This is a genomic window from Saccharopolyspora gloriosae, assembly GCF_014203325.1.
In the GTDB taxonomy this organism is placed as follows: Bacteria; Actinomycetota; Actinomycetes; order Mycobacteriales; family Pseudonocardiaceae; genus Saccharopolyspora_C; species Saccharopolyspora_C gloriosae.
This window is the reverse complement of sequence record NZ_JACHIV010000001.1, coordinates 3,197,339-3,214,983: the sequence shown is the minus strand read 5'-3', so window position 1 is coordinate 3,214,983 and position 17,645 is coordinate 3,197,339. Positions and strand designations below refer to the sequence as shown.

The window sequence follows — 17,645 nt, the reverse complement described above, 5'->3', positions numbered from 1 at the left end:
TCCCGGAGCCGAAAGCGAAACATCGCCCGCGGCGTGACCGAGCCGGTATCGGATCCTCACCCGCGCGCCGCCGATCGGGCCAACGGGTGCGGCGACCGGCGGACGCCACCGCCCCGGTCAGGCGACCACGTGCTCGGTGTCCCGGTTCCACACGCGGTGCCCGGCCAGGACCGCGGCGAACTCGGCCATGAAGCCGTCGGGCAGCGCACCGCCGGTGGCCGCGGCGGTCACGACGCCCTTGTCGGACACCACGCCGTCGCCTTCGCCCGCGTGGCGGACCTTGTCCACCCCGGCGCGCTGCAGCATCGCCAGGCCCTCGTCGCTGGCCGCGACGGGCTTCGCGTGCTTGAACGCCTCCGCGACGAAGTGCACCGCGTAGCCGTCGGCCGACAGCGCCCGCACGCTGCCGCTGCCGCCGGGCACGATGACCCCGTCGTAGAGCGCCGAGGACATCGTGTTGATGGCCCGATCCACCGGGACGTCGCTGTCGTCGGCGCCGCGCACGCTGCCGTCCCGGCTACCGAGGACCTCGGCGGTCGCGCCGCGTTGGGCGAGCGCCTCGCGGATCTGGGCGACCTCGGCCTGATCGACCCCGTCGGAGACCAGCACGGCGACGGTGCGGGTGGCGATGGTGTCGGTGACCGAGTGGGACTGGCTCAGCGCGGGGGAGTGCTTGCCGTGGTTGGGCCCCGCCGCGGCCGGAGGGGGCGTGACGCCGACCCCTTCGGCGACGGCGATCGCGAGGTCGTGGTCGACCCGGTTGATCTGCTCCACGGCCGCTTCGCGCACGTGGTGGTGCTCGACCTTGCCGAGCTCGAACCGGAACGCGGCGATGATGTGGTCGCGTTCCCACGGCGCCATGCTGTTCCAGAACAAGGTGGCCTGCTGGTAGTGGTTCTGGAAGCTCTCGCTGCGCTGGCGGATCTTCGCGCCTTCCACCTTCTCCTGGTAGTGCTGGAAGGCTCCGTTGCCGGCGCCCGCGATGACCGGGCAGCCGCCGCCGAGGCTGTTGTTGGAGTAGCTGGTCTGCCCCTGGTGGATGCGCTGCTGCTGGAAGCCGTCGCGCTGGTTGGTGGAGACCTCGGCGACCGGGCGGTTGACCGGGATGTGGGCGAAGTTCGGCCCGCCGAGCCGGATCAGCTGGGTGTCCAGGTAGGAGAAGTTGCGCGCCTGCAGCAGCGGATCGTTGGTGAAGTCGATGCCCGGCACCACGTTCGCGGTGTGGAAGGCGACCTGTTCGGTCTCGGCGAAGAAGTTGTCCGGGTTGCGGTCGAGCACCATGCGCCCGACCGGGCGCACCGGGACCTCCTCCTCCGGGATGATCTTGGTGGCGTCGAGCAGGTCGAAGTCGAAGTCGTGCTCCTTCGACTCGTCGACGAGCTGCACGCCGAGCTCCCACTCCGGCCCGTTCCCGGCTTCGATGGCGTCCCACAGGTCGCGGCGGTTGAAGTCGGGGTCCTTGCCCTGCACCTGCTGGCATTCCTCCCAGACCAGCGAATGCGTGCCCAGCCGCGGTTTCCAGTGGAACTTCACGAAGGTGCCGGTGCCCTCGGCGTTGACGAAGCGGAAGGTGTGCACCCCGAAGCCCTGCATCATGCGGTAGCTGCGCGGCAGCGCCCGGTCCGACATCAACCACATGATCATGTGCATCGTTTCCGGTTGCAGCGACACGAAGTCCCACAACGTGTCGTGCGCCGACTGCGCCTGCGGGATCTCGTTGTGCGGCTCGGGCTTCACCGCGTGGACGAAGTCGGGGAACTTGATGCCGTCCTGGATGAAGAACACCGGCATGTTGTTGCCGACCAGGTCGTAGTTGCCCTCCGCGGTGTAGAACTTCGTCGCGAACCCGCGCACGTCGCGCACCGTGTCCGCCGAACCGCGCGACCCCGCCACCGTGGAGAACCGGACGAACACCGGGGTGCGGCGGCTCGGGTCGGTGAGGAACTTCGCCGCCGTGTAATCGGCGAGGCGATCGTCGTAGGCCTCGAAGTAGCCGTAGGCGCCCGCGCCGCGGGCGTGCACGACCCGCTCGGGGATGCGCTCGTGGTCGAAGTGGGTGATCTTCTCGCGGGCGTGGAAGTCCTCCAGCAGCGTGGGGCCGCGCGCTCCCGCGCTCAGGGAGTCGTCGGTGTGGTCGACCCGCACGCCCTGCTGGGTGGTCAGGTAGGTGCCGTCCGGATCCTGGCGCACACCGTCGAGTTGTTCCTGCTTGTCGCCGTGCTGAGAAGCCATGCCGACCTCCGGGAGCGGGTTCGCCTGCTCCCGGTGGGTGCCCGCCCCGGCGGGTCGTTACGCCTCGCTGCCTGTTTTGAGCTCGGCGTGAGTAGTGGGCCGCTCAGCGGAACCTCAGCTGCTTCCTCGCTGCGGGATCGATTTTTCGAGCGGCTCCGCCGCTGACAGGCAACGACCACAATGTCGCTCACCTGGGAAGACAAGCTCAAAGACGGGCGATCAGCCGAAGAAGGGCAGCTGGTGGATCAGTTCCGGTGCGCCCGCGATGATCAGGAAGTGGATCGCCCGTCCGGCGAGGCTCACCGCCAGGAAGCCGAGCAGCGGGAGGCCGGCCGCGCCGGAGAGGAAGCACAGGACGGTGAACGGGGGGAAGCTCGCGACGGCGCTGACGAACAGGACGCCGAGGCCCCACCACGGGTGCTGCCGGGTGCGGTCGTGGAACTTCTCCAGCCAGGCCGCCCAGCGCCCGCCCTTGCGCGCTTCGGTCATGCGGCCGAGCCGGGTGCCGAGGCTGAAACCGCCTCGCCCCGCCAAGTAGAACAGCGTCTTGCCGGTCATCTGGCCGATCGCGGCGGCCAGCGCCAGTGCCCACCAGCTCAGCCCGTCGACGCTGGTGAGGACGCCGACCAGGTAGAGCTCGATGTTGGCGAGCGGGAAGACGCTGCCCAGCAGGGCGGTTCCCGCGGTGGCCAGCAGCCATCCGATCATCGTGCGAGTCCCGGCCGCGTGCCGTCGGGTCGGGGGCGAGCGGGCATCAGGCGGTACTCCACGGAACTCGAACGGGGGAACGGGGCGACCTTACCGGGGTGTCCGGGCAGGTCATCGGGGGAGTGGGGCGGTGTGCGGTACGTCCTGTTCCGCGCGGTGGACGCCGGTCGCGACCGCCCTGGCCGGGTGCGGCCGGGGTGCGCCCCGCTCAGGGCTGCTCGTCGGCGTCCGGGTTCCAGGCCAGCAGGCGGACCCGGCTGACGGTGCGCAGGTGCCGGCGCATCGCGGTGCTCGCGGTGCGGGGATTGCCCGCGCGGATCGCCTCGGCGATGCGCTCGTGCTGGGCCAGCGACTTCGGCGGCCGGTTCGGCTGGCGCAGCGACTCCTGGCGGCTCTCGGCGATCTCGTCGGCGATGGTGCGCATGAACTCGGCGAGCATCGTGCTGTGCGCGGCGGCGGTGATCGCGGCGTGGAAGCGGCGGTCCCCGTCGCCGCCCAGCTCGCCGCGTTCGACCTGGGCGCGCATGTCGGCGAGCGCCGCGTCGATCTCCGCGACGTCGGCCTCGGTGCGGCGTTCGGCGGCGAGCTCGGCGAGCTTGGTCTCCAGGCCCTCGCGGGCGTCGAGCACGTCGGGAAGCCGGTTGCGGCGTGCCACCAGCTCGTCGACGGGCTCGCTGTCCAGCGTGCTTCGCAGCAAGTAGGTGCCGCCGCCGTGGCGGACCTCGACCAGCCCCTGCACCTCCAGCACCACGATCGCCTGGCGCACCGATGCCCGGCTCACGCCGAGCCGCTCCGCGAGCTCGCGCTCCGGCGGCAGCCGATCGCCGATTTCGAGTCCGGATGCCGCGACGTGCTCGCGCAACCGCAGCACGACCTGCTCGTAGAGCCTCGGTCGGGTCAACGGCCGCAGCGCGTCGGACACCTCATCCCCCGTTTCTCCGGAGATCGCGGAAAACCAGACTAGCAGCGGCGGGGCGGGTCAGTGGTTCTAGCACTGGACCACTTCGGCTCTTGACGCTCCATGCGTGGCAGCGCAAAGTGGTCCAGCCAGTAAACCACTGTGTCCGGTCTCACCCGAGGCGTATGGACGGTGAGGAGACAACGGTGTCGCCCGAGCTGATTTCCATCTTCGCGCTCGTGGCCTGCTTCGTGCTGGCCACGACGATGTCGGTGAACATGGGGGTGCTGTCGTTCGCCGCCGCCTTCGCGGTCGGCAAGCTCGCCGGCGGCCTCTCCGACGACGACATCTTCGCCGGATTCCCCGGCGATATCTTCGTGGTGCTGGTCGGGGTGACGTACCTGTTCGCCATCGCCCGCGCCAACGGCACGACGGATTGGCTGGTGCACTGGGCGGTCCGGCTCGTGGGCGGCAGGCTCGCGGTGATCCCGTGGGTGATGTTCGGGATCGCGGCGCTGCTCACCGCCATCGGCGCGGTCAGCCCCGCCGCCTGCGCGATCATCGCGCCGATCGCGCTGAACCTCGCCGCCCGGCACGGGATCAACCCGCTGCTGATGGGCGCGATGGTCGTGCACGGCGCGCAAGCGGGCGGGTTCTCGCCGATCAGCGTCTACGGCGTGATCGTGAACGGGGTCGTCGCCGACAACGGGCTGGCGGCCAGCCCGCTGGTGCTGTTCCTGGGCAGCTTCGCGGTGAACCTGGCCATCGCGGCGGTCGTGTTCGTCGTGTTCGGCGGACTGCGCACCGCCCGTGCCGACACCACCGCCGCCCCGGACGACTCCGCCGACGAGCCGGAGTGCCTGCGGCTCACCCGCGATCGGGTGCTGACGCTGCTCGGCCTGGCCGCGCTCGTCGTGTGCACCCTCGTGTTCGAACTGGACGCCGGGCTGGTGGCGATGAGCGTCGCGGTGGTGCTCACCGTGATCTCGCCGAAGACCGCGGCGAACGCGCCCGCCGAGGTCACCTGGCCGACGGTGCTGCTGATCTGCGGTGTGCTGACCTACGTCAGCGTGCTGCAGGAGATGGGCACGATCGACTACGTCGGGCACGCCGTCGCCGGGGTCGGCCTGCCGCTGCTGGCCGCACTGCTGCTGTGCTACATCGGCGGCGTCGTGTCGGCGTTCGCCTCCTCGGTGGGGCTGATGGGGGCGTTGATCCCGCTGGCGGTGCCGTTCCTGGCCACCGGCACGATCGGTCCGATCGGCATGGTGACCGCGCTGGCGGTGTCCGCCACGCTGGTGGACGTCAGCCCGTTCTCCACCAACGGCGCCATCGTGCTGGCCAACGCGAAGGGCGTGGACCGCGACGTCTTCTTCCGCCGCCTGATGATCTACGGCGGGGTGATCGTGGCCGTGGGCCCGCTTGTGGCGTGGCTCATTTTCGTCCTCCCCGGACTGGGGTGAAATGGAACCGAGCTCGGAGGTACGCATGGATCGCGCGATGGAGTTGTTCCCGACGCTGCGCAGGCCCGAGGGCAAGGAAGCCCTCCGGTTCGGTGCCCGCGCGCTGACCTATCCGGAGCTGGCCGCCGCCGCGGCGGGCATCGCCGAACAGGTCGGTTCCGCCCGGCGCGTCGCCGTGTGGGCGACCTCGGAGCTGGAGACCTGCGTGGCGGTGCTCGGCGCGCTCGCCGCCGGTGCGGCCGTGGTGCCGGTGAACCCGAAGGTGGGGGAGCGGGAACTCGCCCACATCATCGGCGACAGCGAACCGGAGCTGCTGCTGGCGGCGCCGGGGTTCCAGCCGCCGGAGGCGCTGGGGCGGGTTCCGGTCCGAGAGGTGGATCTCGCGCGCACCGGCAGTGAGCTGCCCCCCGAACCGAGCGAGGACGCGCCCGCGCTGATCGTCTACACCTCGGGCACGACCGGGCCGCCGAAGGGCGTGGTGCTGCCGCGGCGCGCGATCCGGGCGAACCTGGACGCGCTGGCCGACGCCTGGGAGTGGACCGAGCAGGACGTGCTGGTGCACGCGCTGCCGCTGTTCCACGTGCACGGGCTGATCCTCGGCACGCTCGGGCCGGTGCGGCTCGGCGGCACCGTGCGCCACTTGGGCAAGTTCTCCTCGCAGGCCGCGGCCGAGGAGCTGGCCGGGTCGGCGACGATGCTGTTCGGGGTGCCGACCATGTACCACCGGCTCGCCGACGACGCGGAATCCGATCCGGAGCTCGCGAAGGCGGTGGGCCGCGCGCGGCTGCTGGTCTCGGGGTCGGCGGCGTTGCCCGCCGTGGAGCACGAGCGGATCTCCCGGCTGACCGGGCAGCGGGTGGTGGAGCGCTACGGCATGAGCGAAACGATCATGAATTCGGGCGTGCGTGCTTCGGGTGACCGCAGACCCGGCTACGTGGGGCTGCCGTTCGACGGGGTGGAGATCAAGCTCGTCGACGACGCGGGCCGGGACATCGAGATCAGCGACGACGAGACGGTCGGGGAGATCCTGGTGCGCGGGCGGAATCTGTTCACCGGCTACCTCAACCGCCCCGACGCCACCGCCGAGGCGTTCGTGGACGGGTGGTTCCGCACCGGCGACGTCGCCACCCGCGCTCCCGACGGATATCTGCGCATCGTGGGGCGCAAGGCCACCGACATCATCAAGAGCGGCGGGTACAAGATCGGCGCGGGCGAGATCGAGAACGCCCTGCTGGAGCACCCTTCGGTCGCGGAGGTCGCCGTGACCGGGCAGGCCGATCCGGATCTGGGCGAACGCATCCTCGCGTGGGTGGTGCCCGCGGCGGACCCCGCCGACTCGGAGGCGACGGCGCGCGAACTCGTCGAGCACGTGGCTCGGCTGCTCACCCCGCACAAGCGTCCGCGTGAGGTGCGGTTCGTGGATTCCTTGCCGCGCAACGAGATGGGCAAGGTCATGAAGAAGGCGCTGCATGGGTGAGGTGGCCGGCGTGCGCGAGCTGATCGGCACCGTGTGCGAGGACTTCGAGGAGTTCGAGTCCCCGCGCGGCGCCGAGCGCACCTCGGCCGCGGACGGGCCGTTGGCGTGGCCCGGCTACGACGATCAGCGCCGCCGCGCCGCCGAGCGCACCGGCGCCGAGGAGTCGGTGCTGTGCGGGCACGGCAGGATCGGTGCGGACCGGGCGGTGTTCATCGCTTTCGAGTTCGGGTTCCTCGGCGGTTCGGTGGGCGAGGAGGCGGGCGCGCGGGTCGTGGCCGCGTTCGAGCAGGCGCGCGAACGCAGGCTGCCGGTGGTGTCCCTGGTCGCCTCCGGTGGCAGCCGGATGCAGGAGGGGATCCGCGCGCTGGTCCAGTTGCAGGCGATCGCGCGGGCTTGCCTGCTGACCAGGCAGGCCCGGATTCCGCACATCACCGTCCTGCGCAACCCGACGACCGGCGGGATGTGGGCGTCGCTGGCGGCGGGCGCGGATGTCGTGCTCGCCGCACCGGAGGCCGCGGTGGCCTTCGGTGGCAGCCGGGTGCGCAGCGCCAGCGAGACCGGTGAGCCGTTCACCGCGGAGGGCAAGCTCGCCGACGGCCAGGTGGATCGCCTGGTCCCGGACGCGGAGCTCCCCGCCGTGCTGGCCCAGCTGGTCGGCCTGCTGCACCCGCAACGCCTGGTGCGTCCGCCCGAGCCGGCCGAGGTCCCGGCACCGTTGCGCGAACCGGATCAGGTGCGACCGGGTGCGGACAGCGGGTGGGACGCCGTCCGGCGAGCGCGGGCCGCCGACCGCCCGCACGCGGCGGACTACCTGGATCGCTACTTCACCTCCCGGTTCGAGCTCAGCGGGGACCGTGCCGGCGGCCCGGACTCGGGAATGCTGTGCGGGATCGGCGAGCACGACGGCCGCCCCGTCGCCTACGCCGCGCAGGCGGGAACGGCGAACACCCCGGCCGGATTCCGCACCGCGGCCCGGCTGGTCCGGCTGGCCGATCAGCTGGGCCTGCCGGTGCTCACCTTGGTCGACACACCGGGTGCGGCCAACGACGCCGAGGCCGAGCGCGCGGGTGCCGGAGCCGCCATCGGGCAGCTGTTCACCGCCGTGGCCGAAGCCCGCGTGCCGATCACGACGCTGGTCATCGGCGAGGGCGGTTCCGGCGGCGCGTTGGCCCTGGCGGCACCGGAGTCGACCTGGATCACGGCGGACGCGTACTTCGCCGTCATCGCGCCGGAGTCGAGCGCGGCGATCCTCAAGCAGCCGCCGGAGCAGGTCCCGGAGCTCGCCCACCGGCTCAGGCTCCGTCCGCGGGACCTGCTCGAACTCGGCTTCGTGCAAGGCGTGGTCCCGCCGGGCTGAGGCGCGCCGAGCCCGATGTGCACCGAACTCAGGAGCGCCGTGCTCGGCCAGGGCCGTGCGGCGACGTCGTGCGGGCTGGGCGGCGTTTTGGTGTGCCGCGCGGTCGAGCGATGCGGGGGCGAGAACGGATGTGCTGAGCGGAGGTCCATGCGTTCGACTCTGCCTGTTCGAACACCTGTGCGCCATCGCTGGATCGTGTGATCGCGGAGAGGTCCGGCTCGTCAGGTCCTGGCGGGTCGCCCGGCGCGAGATGTGATGGTCATCCCCTACCGGATCACTCGATGGTCAGGTTAGCCTAACCATACAGGCGCGAGTCAATCTCAGGTACGGCTCGCGTCGCCGAGGGGAAGGGCAAGATGGACCGCAGGGGGATCAGCGGCCGGATCGCGGTGGTGACCGGTGCCGCCCACGGTATCGGCTCCGCGGTGGTGCACGCGCTGGGTGAGCTGGGTGCGACCGTCGCCGCCGTGGACGTGGACGCCGACGCGCTCGCCGAGGTCGTCGCGACCGGCGCGGGCGAAGGGCGCCACGTCCTGGCGTGCCCCGCCGACGTCGCCGACGCCGCCGCGGTCGAGTCCGTGGTCGAACGGGTCGAGTCGGAGCTGGGCCCGGTGGACCTGCTGGTCAACGTGGCGGGCATCCTGCGCCCCGGCACCGTGCAGGACCTCGCCGAGGACGACTGGCACCGCACGTTCGCGGTCAACACGACCGGCGTGTTCCACCTGTGCCGCTCGGTGTCGAAGCGGATGATCCCGCGCCGGCGGGGCTCGATCGTCACGGTCGGCTCCAACGCGGCGGGAGTGCCGCGGCACGGGATGGCCGCCTACGGCGCCTCGAAAGCGGCCTCGACGCTGTTCACCAAATCGCTGGGCCTGGAGCTCGCCGAACACGGCATCCGCTGCAACGTGGTCTCGCCCGGTTCGACCGACACGCCGATGCAGCACCGGCTGTGGGATGAACGCGGCGCCGAACCGGTGATCGCCGGCTCGTTGGAGACCTACAAGACCGGCATCCCGCTGCGCAAGCTCGCCACGGCCGAGGACGTCGCGGAGGCGGTCGTGTTCCTGCTCTCCGACCAGGCCGGGCACATCACGATGCACGACCTGTACGTCGACGGCGGCGCGACCCTGCGCGCCTGAGCCGCCCGACACCCGCCCGCACGGAAGGCACACATGACCACCGACAGCGATACCACTCTGCGCGGAGGATCCGACGATCTCGGCGAGCGGCTGAGCCCGGCCGAACTGCTCGCCGGGTACCGAGCCGGTTCGTCGTTCTTCTTCGCCTCGCCGCGCGGCTCGATGCTGGCGCGCGGCGTCGACGCCGTGGTGCCGAAGACGTGCTCGGGGGGACGGCGGCGGTTGCCGGAGCGGGTCGCCGAGTTCCTGCGCCACGCCGAGGAGTTCGGCCGGGTGAACCCGATGGTCGTCGGTGCGGTGCCCTTCGGCGAGAACCTGCCCGCGCACCTGGTGCTGCCGAGCGAGACGCGCCGAGCCGAGCCGCTGACCGCCCCGGAGACCCCGCCCGACCCGCCCCGGCTGGACTACCGGCTCAAGCAGGTCCCGGCGCCTGCCGAGTACGAGCGGGCGGTGGAGCGGGTGCTCAAGCGCCTGCGCGACGGCGAGATGAGCAAGGTCGTGCTGGCGCGCTCCCTGGAGCTGACGACGTCGGAGCCGATCGACCCCGGCGTGATGCTGCGCAACCTCGCGGGCGCCGACCCCGGTGGCTACACGTACGCCGTGGACCTGCCGAGCCGCGGCGAGGACGGTTCGCGCGACGCCTTCGGCCCGCGGCCCGCGCTCGGTCGCACGCTGCTCGGGGCGAGCCCGGAACTGCTGGTGTCCCGGGACGGCGTGCGGGTACGGGCGAACCCGCTGGCCGGGTCCCGGCCGCGCAGCGACGACCCCGTCGAGGACCGCCGCCGCGCCGACGAACTGCTGCACTCCGGCAAGGACCTCCGCGAGCACGCCGCCGTCGTCGAAGCCGTCGTGGCGGCGCTGCGCCCGCTGTGCCGCGACCTCGTGGTGCCGGAGCGCCCCTCGGTGGTGCACACCGCCGCGATGTGGCACCTGTCCACCGACATCACCGGTGAGCTGGCGGACCCCGATACCTCGTCGCTGCAGCTCGCCGTGGCGATGCACCCGACGCCCGCGGTGTGCGGCACGCCGCCGCAGGACGCGCGGGTCGCCATCGCCGAGGCCGAACCGTTCGAGCGGGGCTTCTACACCGGCATGGTCGGCTGGTGCGACGCCTCCGGGGACGGCGAATGGGTGGTCACGATCCGCTGCGCCGAGATCGAGGACACCTCACTGCGGTTGTACGCGGGCGCCGGAATCGTCGAGGGCTCCGAACCGGCCGACGAGCTGGCCGAGACCTCCGCGAAGTTCCGCACCGCGCTGTCGGCCATGGGCTGGTCCGACGCGCTGTGACGCCCGCCCGCCCCGAACGAACAGGAACGACGATGCTGCCCGGATGTCCTACCTGGCCGGAAGAGGCCGCCGCCCGCTACCGCGAAGCCGGTTACTGGCGCGGTGAGACCTTCGGCGCGATGCTGCGCGCCCGCGCCGCCGAGCACGGCGAGCGGACCGCGATCGTGGACGCCGCGCGCTCGGTCACCTACGCCGAGCTCGACGCCCGCGCCGACCGGCTGGCCGCCGGGCTGCGCGAGCTCGGCATCGGCGCGCAGGACCGGGTCGTGGTGCAGCTGCCGAACATCGCCGAGTTCTTCGAGGTGTGCTTCGCGCTGTTCCGCATCGGGGCGGTGCCGGTGTTCGCGCTGCCGTCGCACCGGCTCACCGAGGTCGCGTACTTCTGCGAGTTCAGCGCGGCGGCGGCCTACATCACCTGCGACGTGGAGGCCGGGTTCGACCACCGCGCACTGGCCGCCGAGGTCGCGGCGAAGGTGCCGGGGCTGCGGCACGTGCTGATCGCGGGCGATCCGGGGGAGTCCGGTTTCCGCCCGCTGTCCGGGATCGGCGCGGATTCGTCCGATGTGGACGGTCCGGGCCCGGGTGACATCGCGTTCCTGCAGCTGTCCGGTGGCAGCACGGGCGTGCCGAAGCTCATCCCGCGCACCCACGACGACTACGCCTACTCGTTCCGCGCCAGCAACGAGATCTGCGGCGTCACCGCGGAGACCGTCTACCTGGTGGCGCTGCCCGCCGCGCACAACTTCCCGATGAGCTCGCCGGGCGCGTTCGGCGTGCTGCAGGCGGGCGGCCGGATCGTGCTGGCCCGCAGGCCCAGCCCGGACGAGGTCTTCCCGCTGATCGAGCGGGAACGCGTCACGCTGCTGGCCGCGGTGCCGCCGCTGGCGCTGGTGTGGCTCGACGCGGCGGCGAACACCGAGCACGACCTCTCCAGCCTGGAAGTGCTGCAGGTCGGCGGCGCCAAGTGCAGCGAGGAGGTGGCGCGGCGGGTGCGCCCGGTGCTGGGCGCCACGTTGCAGCAGGTGTTCGGGATGGCCGAAGGGCTCGTCAACTACACCAGGCTCGACGATCCCGAGGACGTCATCGTCAGCACCCAGGGACGCCCGATCTCGCCCGACGACGAAGTGCTCGTCGTCGACGACGCGGACGAACCGGTGGCCCCCGGCGGCACCGGGCACCTGCTGACCCGCGGTCCCTACACGATCCGCGGCTACTACCGGGCCGAGGAGCACAACGCGAAGGCGTTCACCCCGGAGGGCTTCTACCGCACCGGCGACGTCGTCCGGTTCACCGCGGAGGGCAACATCGTGGTGGAGGGGCGCGCGAAGGACCAGATCAACCGGGGCGGCGAGAAGGTCGCCGCCGAAGAGGTGGAGAACCACCTGCTCGCGCACCCGGCCGTGCACGACGCGGCGGTGGTGTCCATGCCCGACGACTACCTCGGCGAGCGCACCTGCGCCTTCGTGGTGGCGCGCGGGACGCCGCCGAAGCCCCGGGAGCTGATCAAGTTCGTCCGGGAGCGGGGGCTGGCCGGCTACAAGGTGCCCGACCGGGTCGAGTTCGTCGACCGGTTCCCGCAGACCGGCGTGGGCAAGGTCAGCAAGCGCGACCTGCGCGAGGCGGTGCAGCGCGAACTGGTGCCGGAACTCGAACGTCGTTGACCGGCCGGTCGATCCCGGTGAAGCCCGGCCGGACGGCGGCCGGGCGAGTGAGCAGGACAGGAGGACGTGCAGGTGGGGTTGCCGACGATCGCGCCGTACCGGGTCCCGCGGCAGGACGAGCTGCCCGCGAACCGGGTGGACTGGCGGCCGGACGCGAGCCGCGCCGTGCTGCTGGTGCACGACATGGAACGCCACTTCGTGGGCGTGTTCGAGCCCGACGCGGAACCGCTGACGGAGGTCGTGCCGAACATCCGCGCGCTGGCGCGGCAGGCCCGCGCGTCGGGCGTGCCGGTGGTCTACTGCGCGCAGCCCAGCGGCCAGACGCCGCAGCAGCGCGGGCTGCAGCTGGAGTGGTGGGGGCCGGGCGTGTCCGACGCCTCGCAGGAGGCGATCATCGACGAGCTCGCGCCCGAACCGGGTGACGTGCACCTGACGAAGTGGCGCTACAGCGCGTTCCAGCGCACAGAGCTGCGCGAGATGCTGCGCGGCTGGGGCCGGGACCAGCTGATCATCACCGGGATCTACGCGCACATCGGATGCCTGATGACCGCCGCGGAGGCGTTCCAGCAGGAGGTGCAGGCGTTCCTGGCCGCCGACGCCGTCGCGGACTTCTCCGCCGACGACCACCGGATGGCGGTGCAGTACGCGGCGAAGCGGTGCGCCGTGGTCGATTCGACGCAGCGGCTCGCCGCCGACCTGGCGTCGCAGCCGTCCGCGGTCGCGTGATCGGCTCGGAGAGGCGGCCCCGCCGCTGACGACCGCCGGTGGATCGGGCAGGACCGGGCTTCGCCGAAGCCGGGGAAGATCGGGTGCAGGAGGAGAAGATGAGCGCGAAGCTGACCTTGGAGGGCGTGCGGGCCGACGTGGCCGAACTGCTCTACGAGGACCCGGAGGAACTCACCGACGAGGAGAACCTGCTGGACTGGGGGCTCGACTCGGTGCGGATCATGAGTCTGGTGGAGCGCTGGCGCACCCGGGGCGTGGAGGTCACGTTCGCCGACCTCGCCGAACGGCCCACCTTGGCGGAATGGTGGACCGTCCTCGAACCGAAGGCTTGATCCTCGGCTCCTTGCCGGTCTTGGCCTGAGCAGCGGGTCGGGTGGCGGGTTCTCAACGGTTTCCTCGCTGCGGGATCTTTTTCCAAGTGGCTCCGCCACGAGGGAAAAAGCTGTCCTCGCGAGGAAACCGCTGAGAACCCGCGGGTGGTCGGCTTGCTCGGGCTGGTCACCGCTCGGCGGCTTCGCCGCTGACAGGACAACGACCACCAACGCCGCCCACCGTGGAACGGCAAGATCAAAGGTAGGTGGTCAGCGGTTTCCTGGCTGCGGGCTCATTTTCCGAGCGGGAACGACGAGAAATGCCGTCCTCGCGAGGACAGCCGAGAAACCGCGTGCCGGGCGCTGCTCGGCGGCTTCGCCACCGGTGGTCGAGGACGTGGGCCGGTGCCTCAGCTCGGGTCGTGCAGGAGCCGTTTCAGGCGGGCCGTGATCGTGGGGCGGCGCCAGTCGTGGGTGGCCAGCAGGGTCAGCAGCACCTCGTGGACCTCGATGTCGTCGCTGCCAGCCGGGCCGTCGGCCAGCCGCCACAGCAGCTCCGGGTCGCGTGCCGCCAGCACCGCGCCGCGCAGTCCGGTGATGAGGTCTTCCCGCTCGTCGCGCACCGCCGGTGCCTCCGAGGAGGGCAGCAGCGCGCCGCGGTGCAGTTCCAGCGCCGCATCGAGCCGTCCCGCCCGCAACGCGGCGCGCAGGTCCAGGAAGTCGGCGTCGACGTCCGCGGCGAGCCGGTACGGCTTCGTGTGCACCACGTCGTGGCCCAGCTGGGTGCGCAGCCGGTGGATCTCCGCGCGCACCGTCACCGGATTGCCCTGCTCGCCGTGCAACGCGAGGGCCAGCTGCTCGGCGTTCACGCCGTCCGGGCGCAACGCCAGCACGGCCAGCAGCTCGGCGCGGCGCGGGCTCAGCGACACCTCCCGGCCGCGGAGCTCGGCGACCGGGCGCGAGGTGAGGAAGCGCAGCCGCAACGTCGGAGCCCGCCGCGCCGGCGGCTCCGGTGCGGTGACCGCGGTGGCCTGCCGCGGCGCGCGCAGCAGGTAGCCGTCGTCCAGCGGCTCGATCAGGGCCTCCCGGCCACCGAGCAGCAGCGCGCCGTCCGGCCGGTCCAGCTCGACCCGCTCCGGGAGCCCCAGGTCGCCCGGCTCGGCGGCGATCACCCGGCCCGACGAGCTCAGCAACGCCCCCGGCTCACCGCGCAGCGAACGCAGCACGTCGCGGTGCCGCTCCCGCAGGCGGTCGTCGCGCCGCGCCATCCAGTCCCGCAGGGTGCTCTCGACGAGCGTCGCCGCGGCCGAGACCAGCGCGGGCAGCGCGGGGTGCATGGTGTGCAGCGGACCGCTGAGGTCGATCGCGCCGAGGATCCGCCCCGTCTCCGGGTCGTGCACCGGCGACGCGGCGCAGGTCCACGAGTGGTAGCGGCGGACCAAGTGCTCGGCGGAGTGGATCTGCACCGCGCGGCCGGTGGCCAGCGTGGTGCCCATGGCGTTGGTGCCGATCGAGGACTCCGACCAGGTGGTGCCTTCGGCCAGGTGGACCCGGTCGGCCGCCCGGCACACGTTCGGATGGCCTTCGCGCCACAGGATGTTCCCGTCGGCGTCGGTGACGATCATGATGTGCGTGGTGCCGTCGGCCGCGTCGAGCAGGGTGCGCCGCAGCAGCGGTACGCAGGCCGCCAACGGGTGCGCCGCGCGGACTTCGGCGAGCCGGTCGGAGCCGAACACCACCGGCGGCTCCCACCGCTCCGGGTCGACGCTGGCGGCCAGCGATCGGCGCCACGACTCGAACACCACCGGGCGCGGCGCCTGCGGAGCGCGCTGGCCGGAGAGCACGGCGCTGTGCACCCGCCGCAGCAGGCGGGCCCGTTCCACCGGGTCGGCCGGGGTGTCGTCGGTGCGCTTCATGACTCCGTACTCGCTGCGAGGACTGGGCGGCGCCACCCGCCGCCGGTGCGGTGCGGACGCGGAGTCCGCCGGAGACCTGCCGCGGCACCTGGTCGAACCGTCCTGACCAGGTGCGCGGATGCCCGGACGCCACGGTGAGCCAGCGTCTTCTCCTCTCCAGCCGAGCGCCGAACCCCGGCATCGCCGCGAAGCGGCAACGGTCCGCTTCAAGATCCGGATCCGCTACGGTACCGAACGGTGCTGAGGCGCTCGCGCTCGGAAAGCCGCTCGGCCGGTGCAGCCGAGCGCGCCCGATCGGACCATCCTGGACCGTGACGCAGGCAACAGGCAACCATGGTCACTCCGTTGCCGTCCGCCGCCGCTGCGCCGCGAGGCGTCGGCAACGTCACTGCAACGTCGCCGTCCGTAGCTTCCCGACGACACCGCACAACGTCGTACGGGAGGCACCAGATGACCCTCTACGCAGCACCGGGAACCGCTGGTTCGGTGGTCGAGTTCCGCTCGCGTTACGACCACTTCATCGGCGGCGAGTACGTCGCGCCCGCCAAGGGCGGCTACTTCGAGAACCCGACGCCGATCAACGGCAAGGTCTTCACCGAGATGGCCCGCGGGACCGCCGAGGACGTCGAACGGGCGGTGGACGCCGCCGAAGGCGCCGCGGTCGCCTGGGGACGCACCGCGCCCGCCGAGCGCGCCGGGGTGCTGCTGGCCATCGCCGACCGCATGGAGCAGAACCTGGAGAAGCTCGCGGTCGCCGAGAGCTGGGAGAACGGCAAGCCCGTCCGGGAGACGCTGGCCGCCGACATCCCGCTGGCCATCGACCACTTCCGCTACTTCGCGGGCGCACTGCGGGCGCAGGAGGGCTCGCTGTCGCAGATCGACGCCGACACCGTCGCCTACCACTTCCACGAGCCGCTCGGCGTCGTCGCCCAGATCATCCCGTGGAACTTCCCGCTGCTGATGGCGACCTGGAAGCTGGCGCCCGCGCTGGCGGGCGGCAACGCGATCGTGCTCAAGCCCGCCGAGCAGACCCCCGCGTCGATCCACGTGCTGCTGGAGCTGATCGGCGACCTGCTGCCGCCGGGCGTGCTCAACGTCGTCAACGGGTTCGGCGTGGAAGCGGGCAAGCCGCTGGCCTCGAACTCCCGTATCCGCAAGGTCGCCTTCACCGGTGAGACCACGACGGGCCGGCTGATCCTGCAGTACGCCAGCGAGAACATCATCCCGGTCACCGTGGAGCTCGGCGGCAAGAGCCCGAACATCTTCTTCGACGACGTCGCCGCGCAGCGCGACGCCTTCTACGACAAAGCGCTCGAAGGGTTCACGATGTTCGCCCTCAACCAGGGCGAGGTGTGCACCTGCCCGTCGCGGGCACTGGTCCAGCAGGGCATCTACCGGGACTTCCTGGCCGACGCGGTGGCGCGCACGGAGACGATCAAGCAGGGCCACCCGCTGGACACCGAGACCCAGATCGGCGCCCAGGCCAGCAACGACCAGCTGGAGAAGATCCTCTCCTACATCGACATCGGCAAGCAGGAGGGCGCCAAGGTGCTCACCGGCGGGGAGCGCATCGAGCACGGCGGCGAGCTCGCAGGCGGGTACTACGTGCAGCCCACGATCTTCGAAGGGCACAACAAGCAGCGGATCTTCCAGGAGGAGATCTTCGGCCCGGTGCTGTCGGTGGCGTCGTTCTCGGACTACGACGAAGCGCTCAAGACCGCCAACGACACCCTCTACGGCCTCGGCGCCGGGGTCTGGTCCCGCGACGGCAACACCGCCTACCGGGCGGGCCGCGACATCCAGTCCGGCCGGGTGTGGGTGAACAACTACCACGCCTACCCGGCGCACGCGGCCTTCGGCGGCTACAAGCAGTCCGGCATCGGCCGCGAGACCCACAAGATGATGCTCGACCACTACCAGCAGACGAAGAACCTGCTGGTGAGCTACGCCGAGAGCGGCCCGGGGCTGTTCTGATGGGCGACACGGACACGGGCACTCCCGCACGGGTGGCCGTGACGCCGGAGGCGGCGGAGCTGATCCGCCGCCTCCGCGCGCAACACGGCCCGGTGATGTTCCACCAGTCCGGCGGGTGCTGCGACGGGAGCGCCCCGATGTGCTACCCGCAGGGCGAATTCCGCACCGGCGTCTCGGACGTGCACCTCGGCGATCTGGCCGTGGACGACGAGACGGGCGCGCCGGATCCGGTGCCGATGTGGATGTCCGGCGCGCAGTTCGAGTACTGGAAGCACACCCACCTCACCATCGACGTGGTGCCGGGGCGGGGGAGCGGTTTCTCGTTGGAGGCGCCCGAAGGCCTGCGCTTCCTGATCCGCTCCCGGCTGCTCACCGACGAGGAGTGGGCGGCGCTCGGCGAGAGCTGACGCGGCGCCGGGGTGAACTGACCGTTCGTCCAACCGGATCGGGCGAACGGTCCGTTCACGCAACCCCGCGGGTCGGCGCGTTCGAA

General features: G+C 71.8%; 14 protein-coding genes. 10 read left to right on the top strand and 4 right to left on the bottom strand.

Annotated features, from left to right (window positions below):
* Positions 1–117 precede the first annotated feature (117 nt).
* The 3 genes from BJ969_RS14235 to BJ969_RS14225 form a co-directional block, all read right to left on the bottom strand.
* Positions 118–2,232: a catalase gene (locus BJ969_RS14235; RefSeq protein WP_184479407.1), complete on the bottom strand. Its 2,115-nt coding sequence runs from the start codon at positions 2,230–2,232 to the stop codon at positions 118–120.
* Between the two features lie 219 nt (positions 2,233–2,451).
* On the bottom strand, positions 2,452–2,940 hold the full coding sequence (locus BJ969_RS14230) for a VTT domain-containing protein (protein WP_184479406.1): 489 nt from the start codon (positions 2,938–2,940) through the stop codon (positions 2,452–2,454).
* Positions 2,941–3,148: 208 nt separating this feature from the next.
* Complete coding sequence (locus BJ969_RS14225) at positions 3,149–3,862, bottom strand: FCD domain-containing protein (protein ID WP_184479405.1); 714 nt, start codon at positions 3,860–3,862, stop codon at positions 3,149–3,151.
* 182 nt (positions 3,863–4,044) lie between these two features.
* Between BJ969_RS14225 and BJ969_RS14220 the strand changes: the two genes are divergently transcribed.
* The 8 genes from BJ969_RS14220 (at position 4,045) to BJ969_RS14185 (ending at position 13,283) form a co-directional block, all read left to right on the top strand.
* Positions 4,045–5,301: an SLC13 family permease gene (locus BJ969_RS14220; RefSeq protein ID WP_184479404.1), complete on the top strand. Its 1,257-nt coding sequence runs from the start codon at positions 4,045–4,047 to the stop codon at positions 5,299–5,301.
* Between the two features lie 25 nt (positions 5,302–5,326).
* Positions 5,327–6,778, top strand: a complete 1,452-nt coding sequence (locus BJ969_RS14215; protein ID WP_184479403.1) for an acyl-CoA synthetase — start codon at positions 5,327–5,329, stop codon at positions 6,776–6,778.
* Complete coding sequence (locus BJ969_RS14210; protein WP_184479402.1) at positions 6,771–8,135, top strand: carboxyl transferase domain-containing protein; 1,365 nt, start codon at positions 6,771–6,773, stop codon at positions 8,133–8,135. Before BJ969_RS14215 ends, BJ969_RS14210 begins: the two co-directional genes overlap by 8 nt.
* A 356-nt stretch (positions 8,136–8,491) precedes the next feature.
* Complete coding sequence (locus tag BJ969_RS14205; RefSeq protein WP_184479401.1) at positions 8,492–9,274, top strand: 2,3-dihydro-2,3-dihydroxybenzoate dehydrogenase; 783 nt, start codon at positions 8,492–8,494, stop codon at positions 9,272–9,274.
* 33 nt (positions 9,275–9,307) lie between these two features.
* The gene (dhbC, locus tag BJ969_RS14200; protein ID WP_184479400.1) at positions 9,308–10,564 is read left to right on the top strand and encodes an isochorismate synthase DhbC; all 1,257 of its coding nucleotides are present in this window, start codon (positions 9,308–9,310) and stop codon (positions 10,562–10,564) included.
* A gap of 32 nt (positions 10,565–10,596) precedes the next feature.
* The gene (locus BJ969_RS14195) at positions 10,597–12,225 is read left to right on the top strand and encodes a (2,3-dihydroxybenzoyl)adenylate synthase (RefSeq protein WP_184479399.1); all 1,629 of its coding nucleotides are present in this window, start codon (positions 10,597–10,599) and stop codon (positions 12,223–12,225) included.
* A 72-nt stretch (positions 12,226–12,297) separates the two neighbouring features.
* Positions 12,298–12,951 (top strand): isochorismatase family protein, encoded by a 654-nt coding sequence (locus BJ969_RS14190; protein WP_184479398.1) that lies wholly within the window; start codon positions 12,298–12,300, stop codon positions 12,949–12,951.
* 98 nt (positions 12,952–13,049) lie between these two features.
* Positions 13,050–13,283 (top strand): phosphopantetheine-binding protein, encoded by a 234-nt coding sequence (locus tag BJ969_RS14185; protein WP_184479397.1) that lies wholly within the window; start codon positions 13,050–13,052, stop codon positions 13,281–13,283.
* A 389-nt stretch (positions 13,284–13,672) separates the two neighbouring features.
* Here the strand turns inward: BJ969_RS14185 and BJ969_RS14180 are convergent, their stop codons facing one another.
* Positions 13,673–15,178 carry a GAF domain-containing protein gene (locus BJ969_RS14180; protein WP_184479396.1) on the bottom strand — a complete coding sequence of 502 codons (1,506 nt, stop codon included), beginning with the start codon at positions 15,176–15,178 and terminating at the stop codon, positions 13,673–13,675.
* Between the two features lie 450 nt (positions 15,179–15,628).
* On the opposite strand from BJ969_RS14180, the gene exaC reads away from it, so the two are divergent.
* Positions 15,629–17,152: an acetaldehyde dehydrogenase ExaC gene (gene exaC, locus BJ969_RS14175; RefSeq protein ID WP_184479395.1), complete on the top strand. Its 1,524-nt coding sequence runs from the start codon at positions 15,629–15,631 to the stop codon at positions 17,150–17,152.
* A complete protein-coding gene (locus BJ969_RS14170; RefSeq protein WP_184479394.1) occupies positions 17,152–17,559 on the top strand; it encodes a DUF779 domain-containing protein in 408 nt (135 codons plus the stop codon). Before exaC ends, BJ969_RS14170 begins: the two co-directional genes overlap by 1 nt.
* Positions 17,560–17,645: the final 86 nt, after the last annotated feature.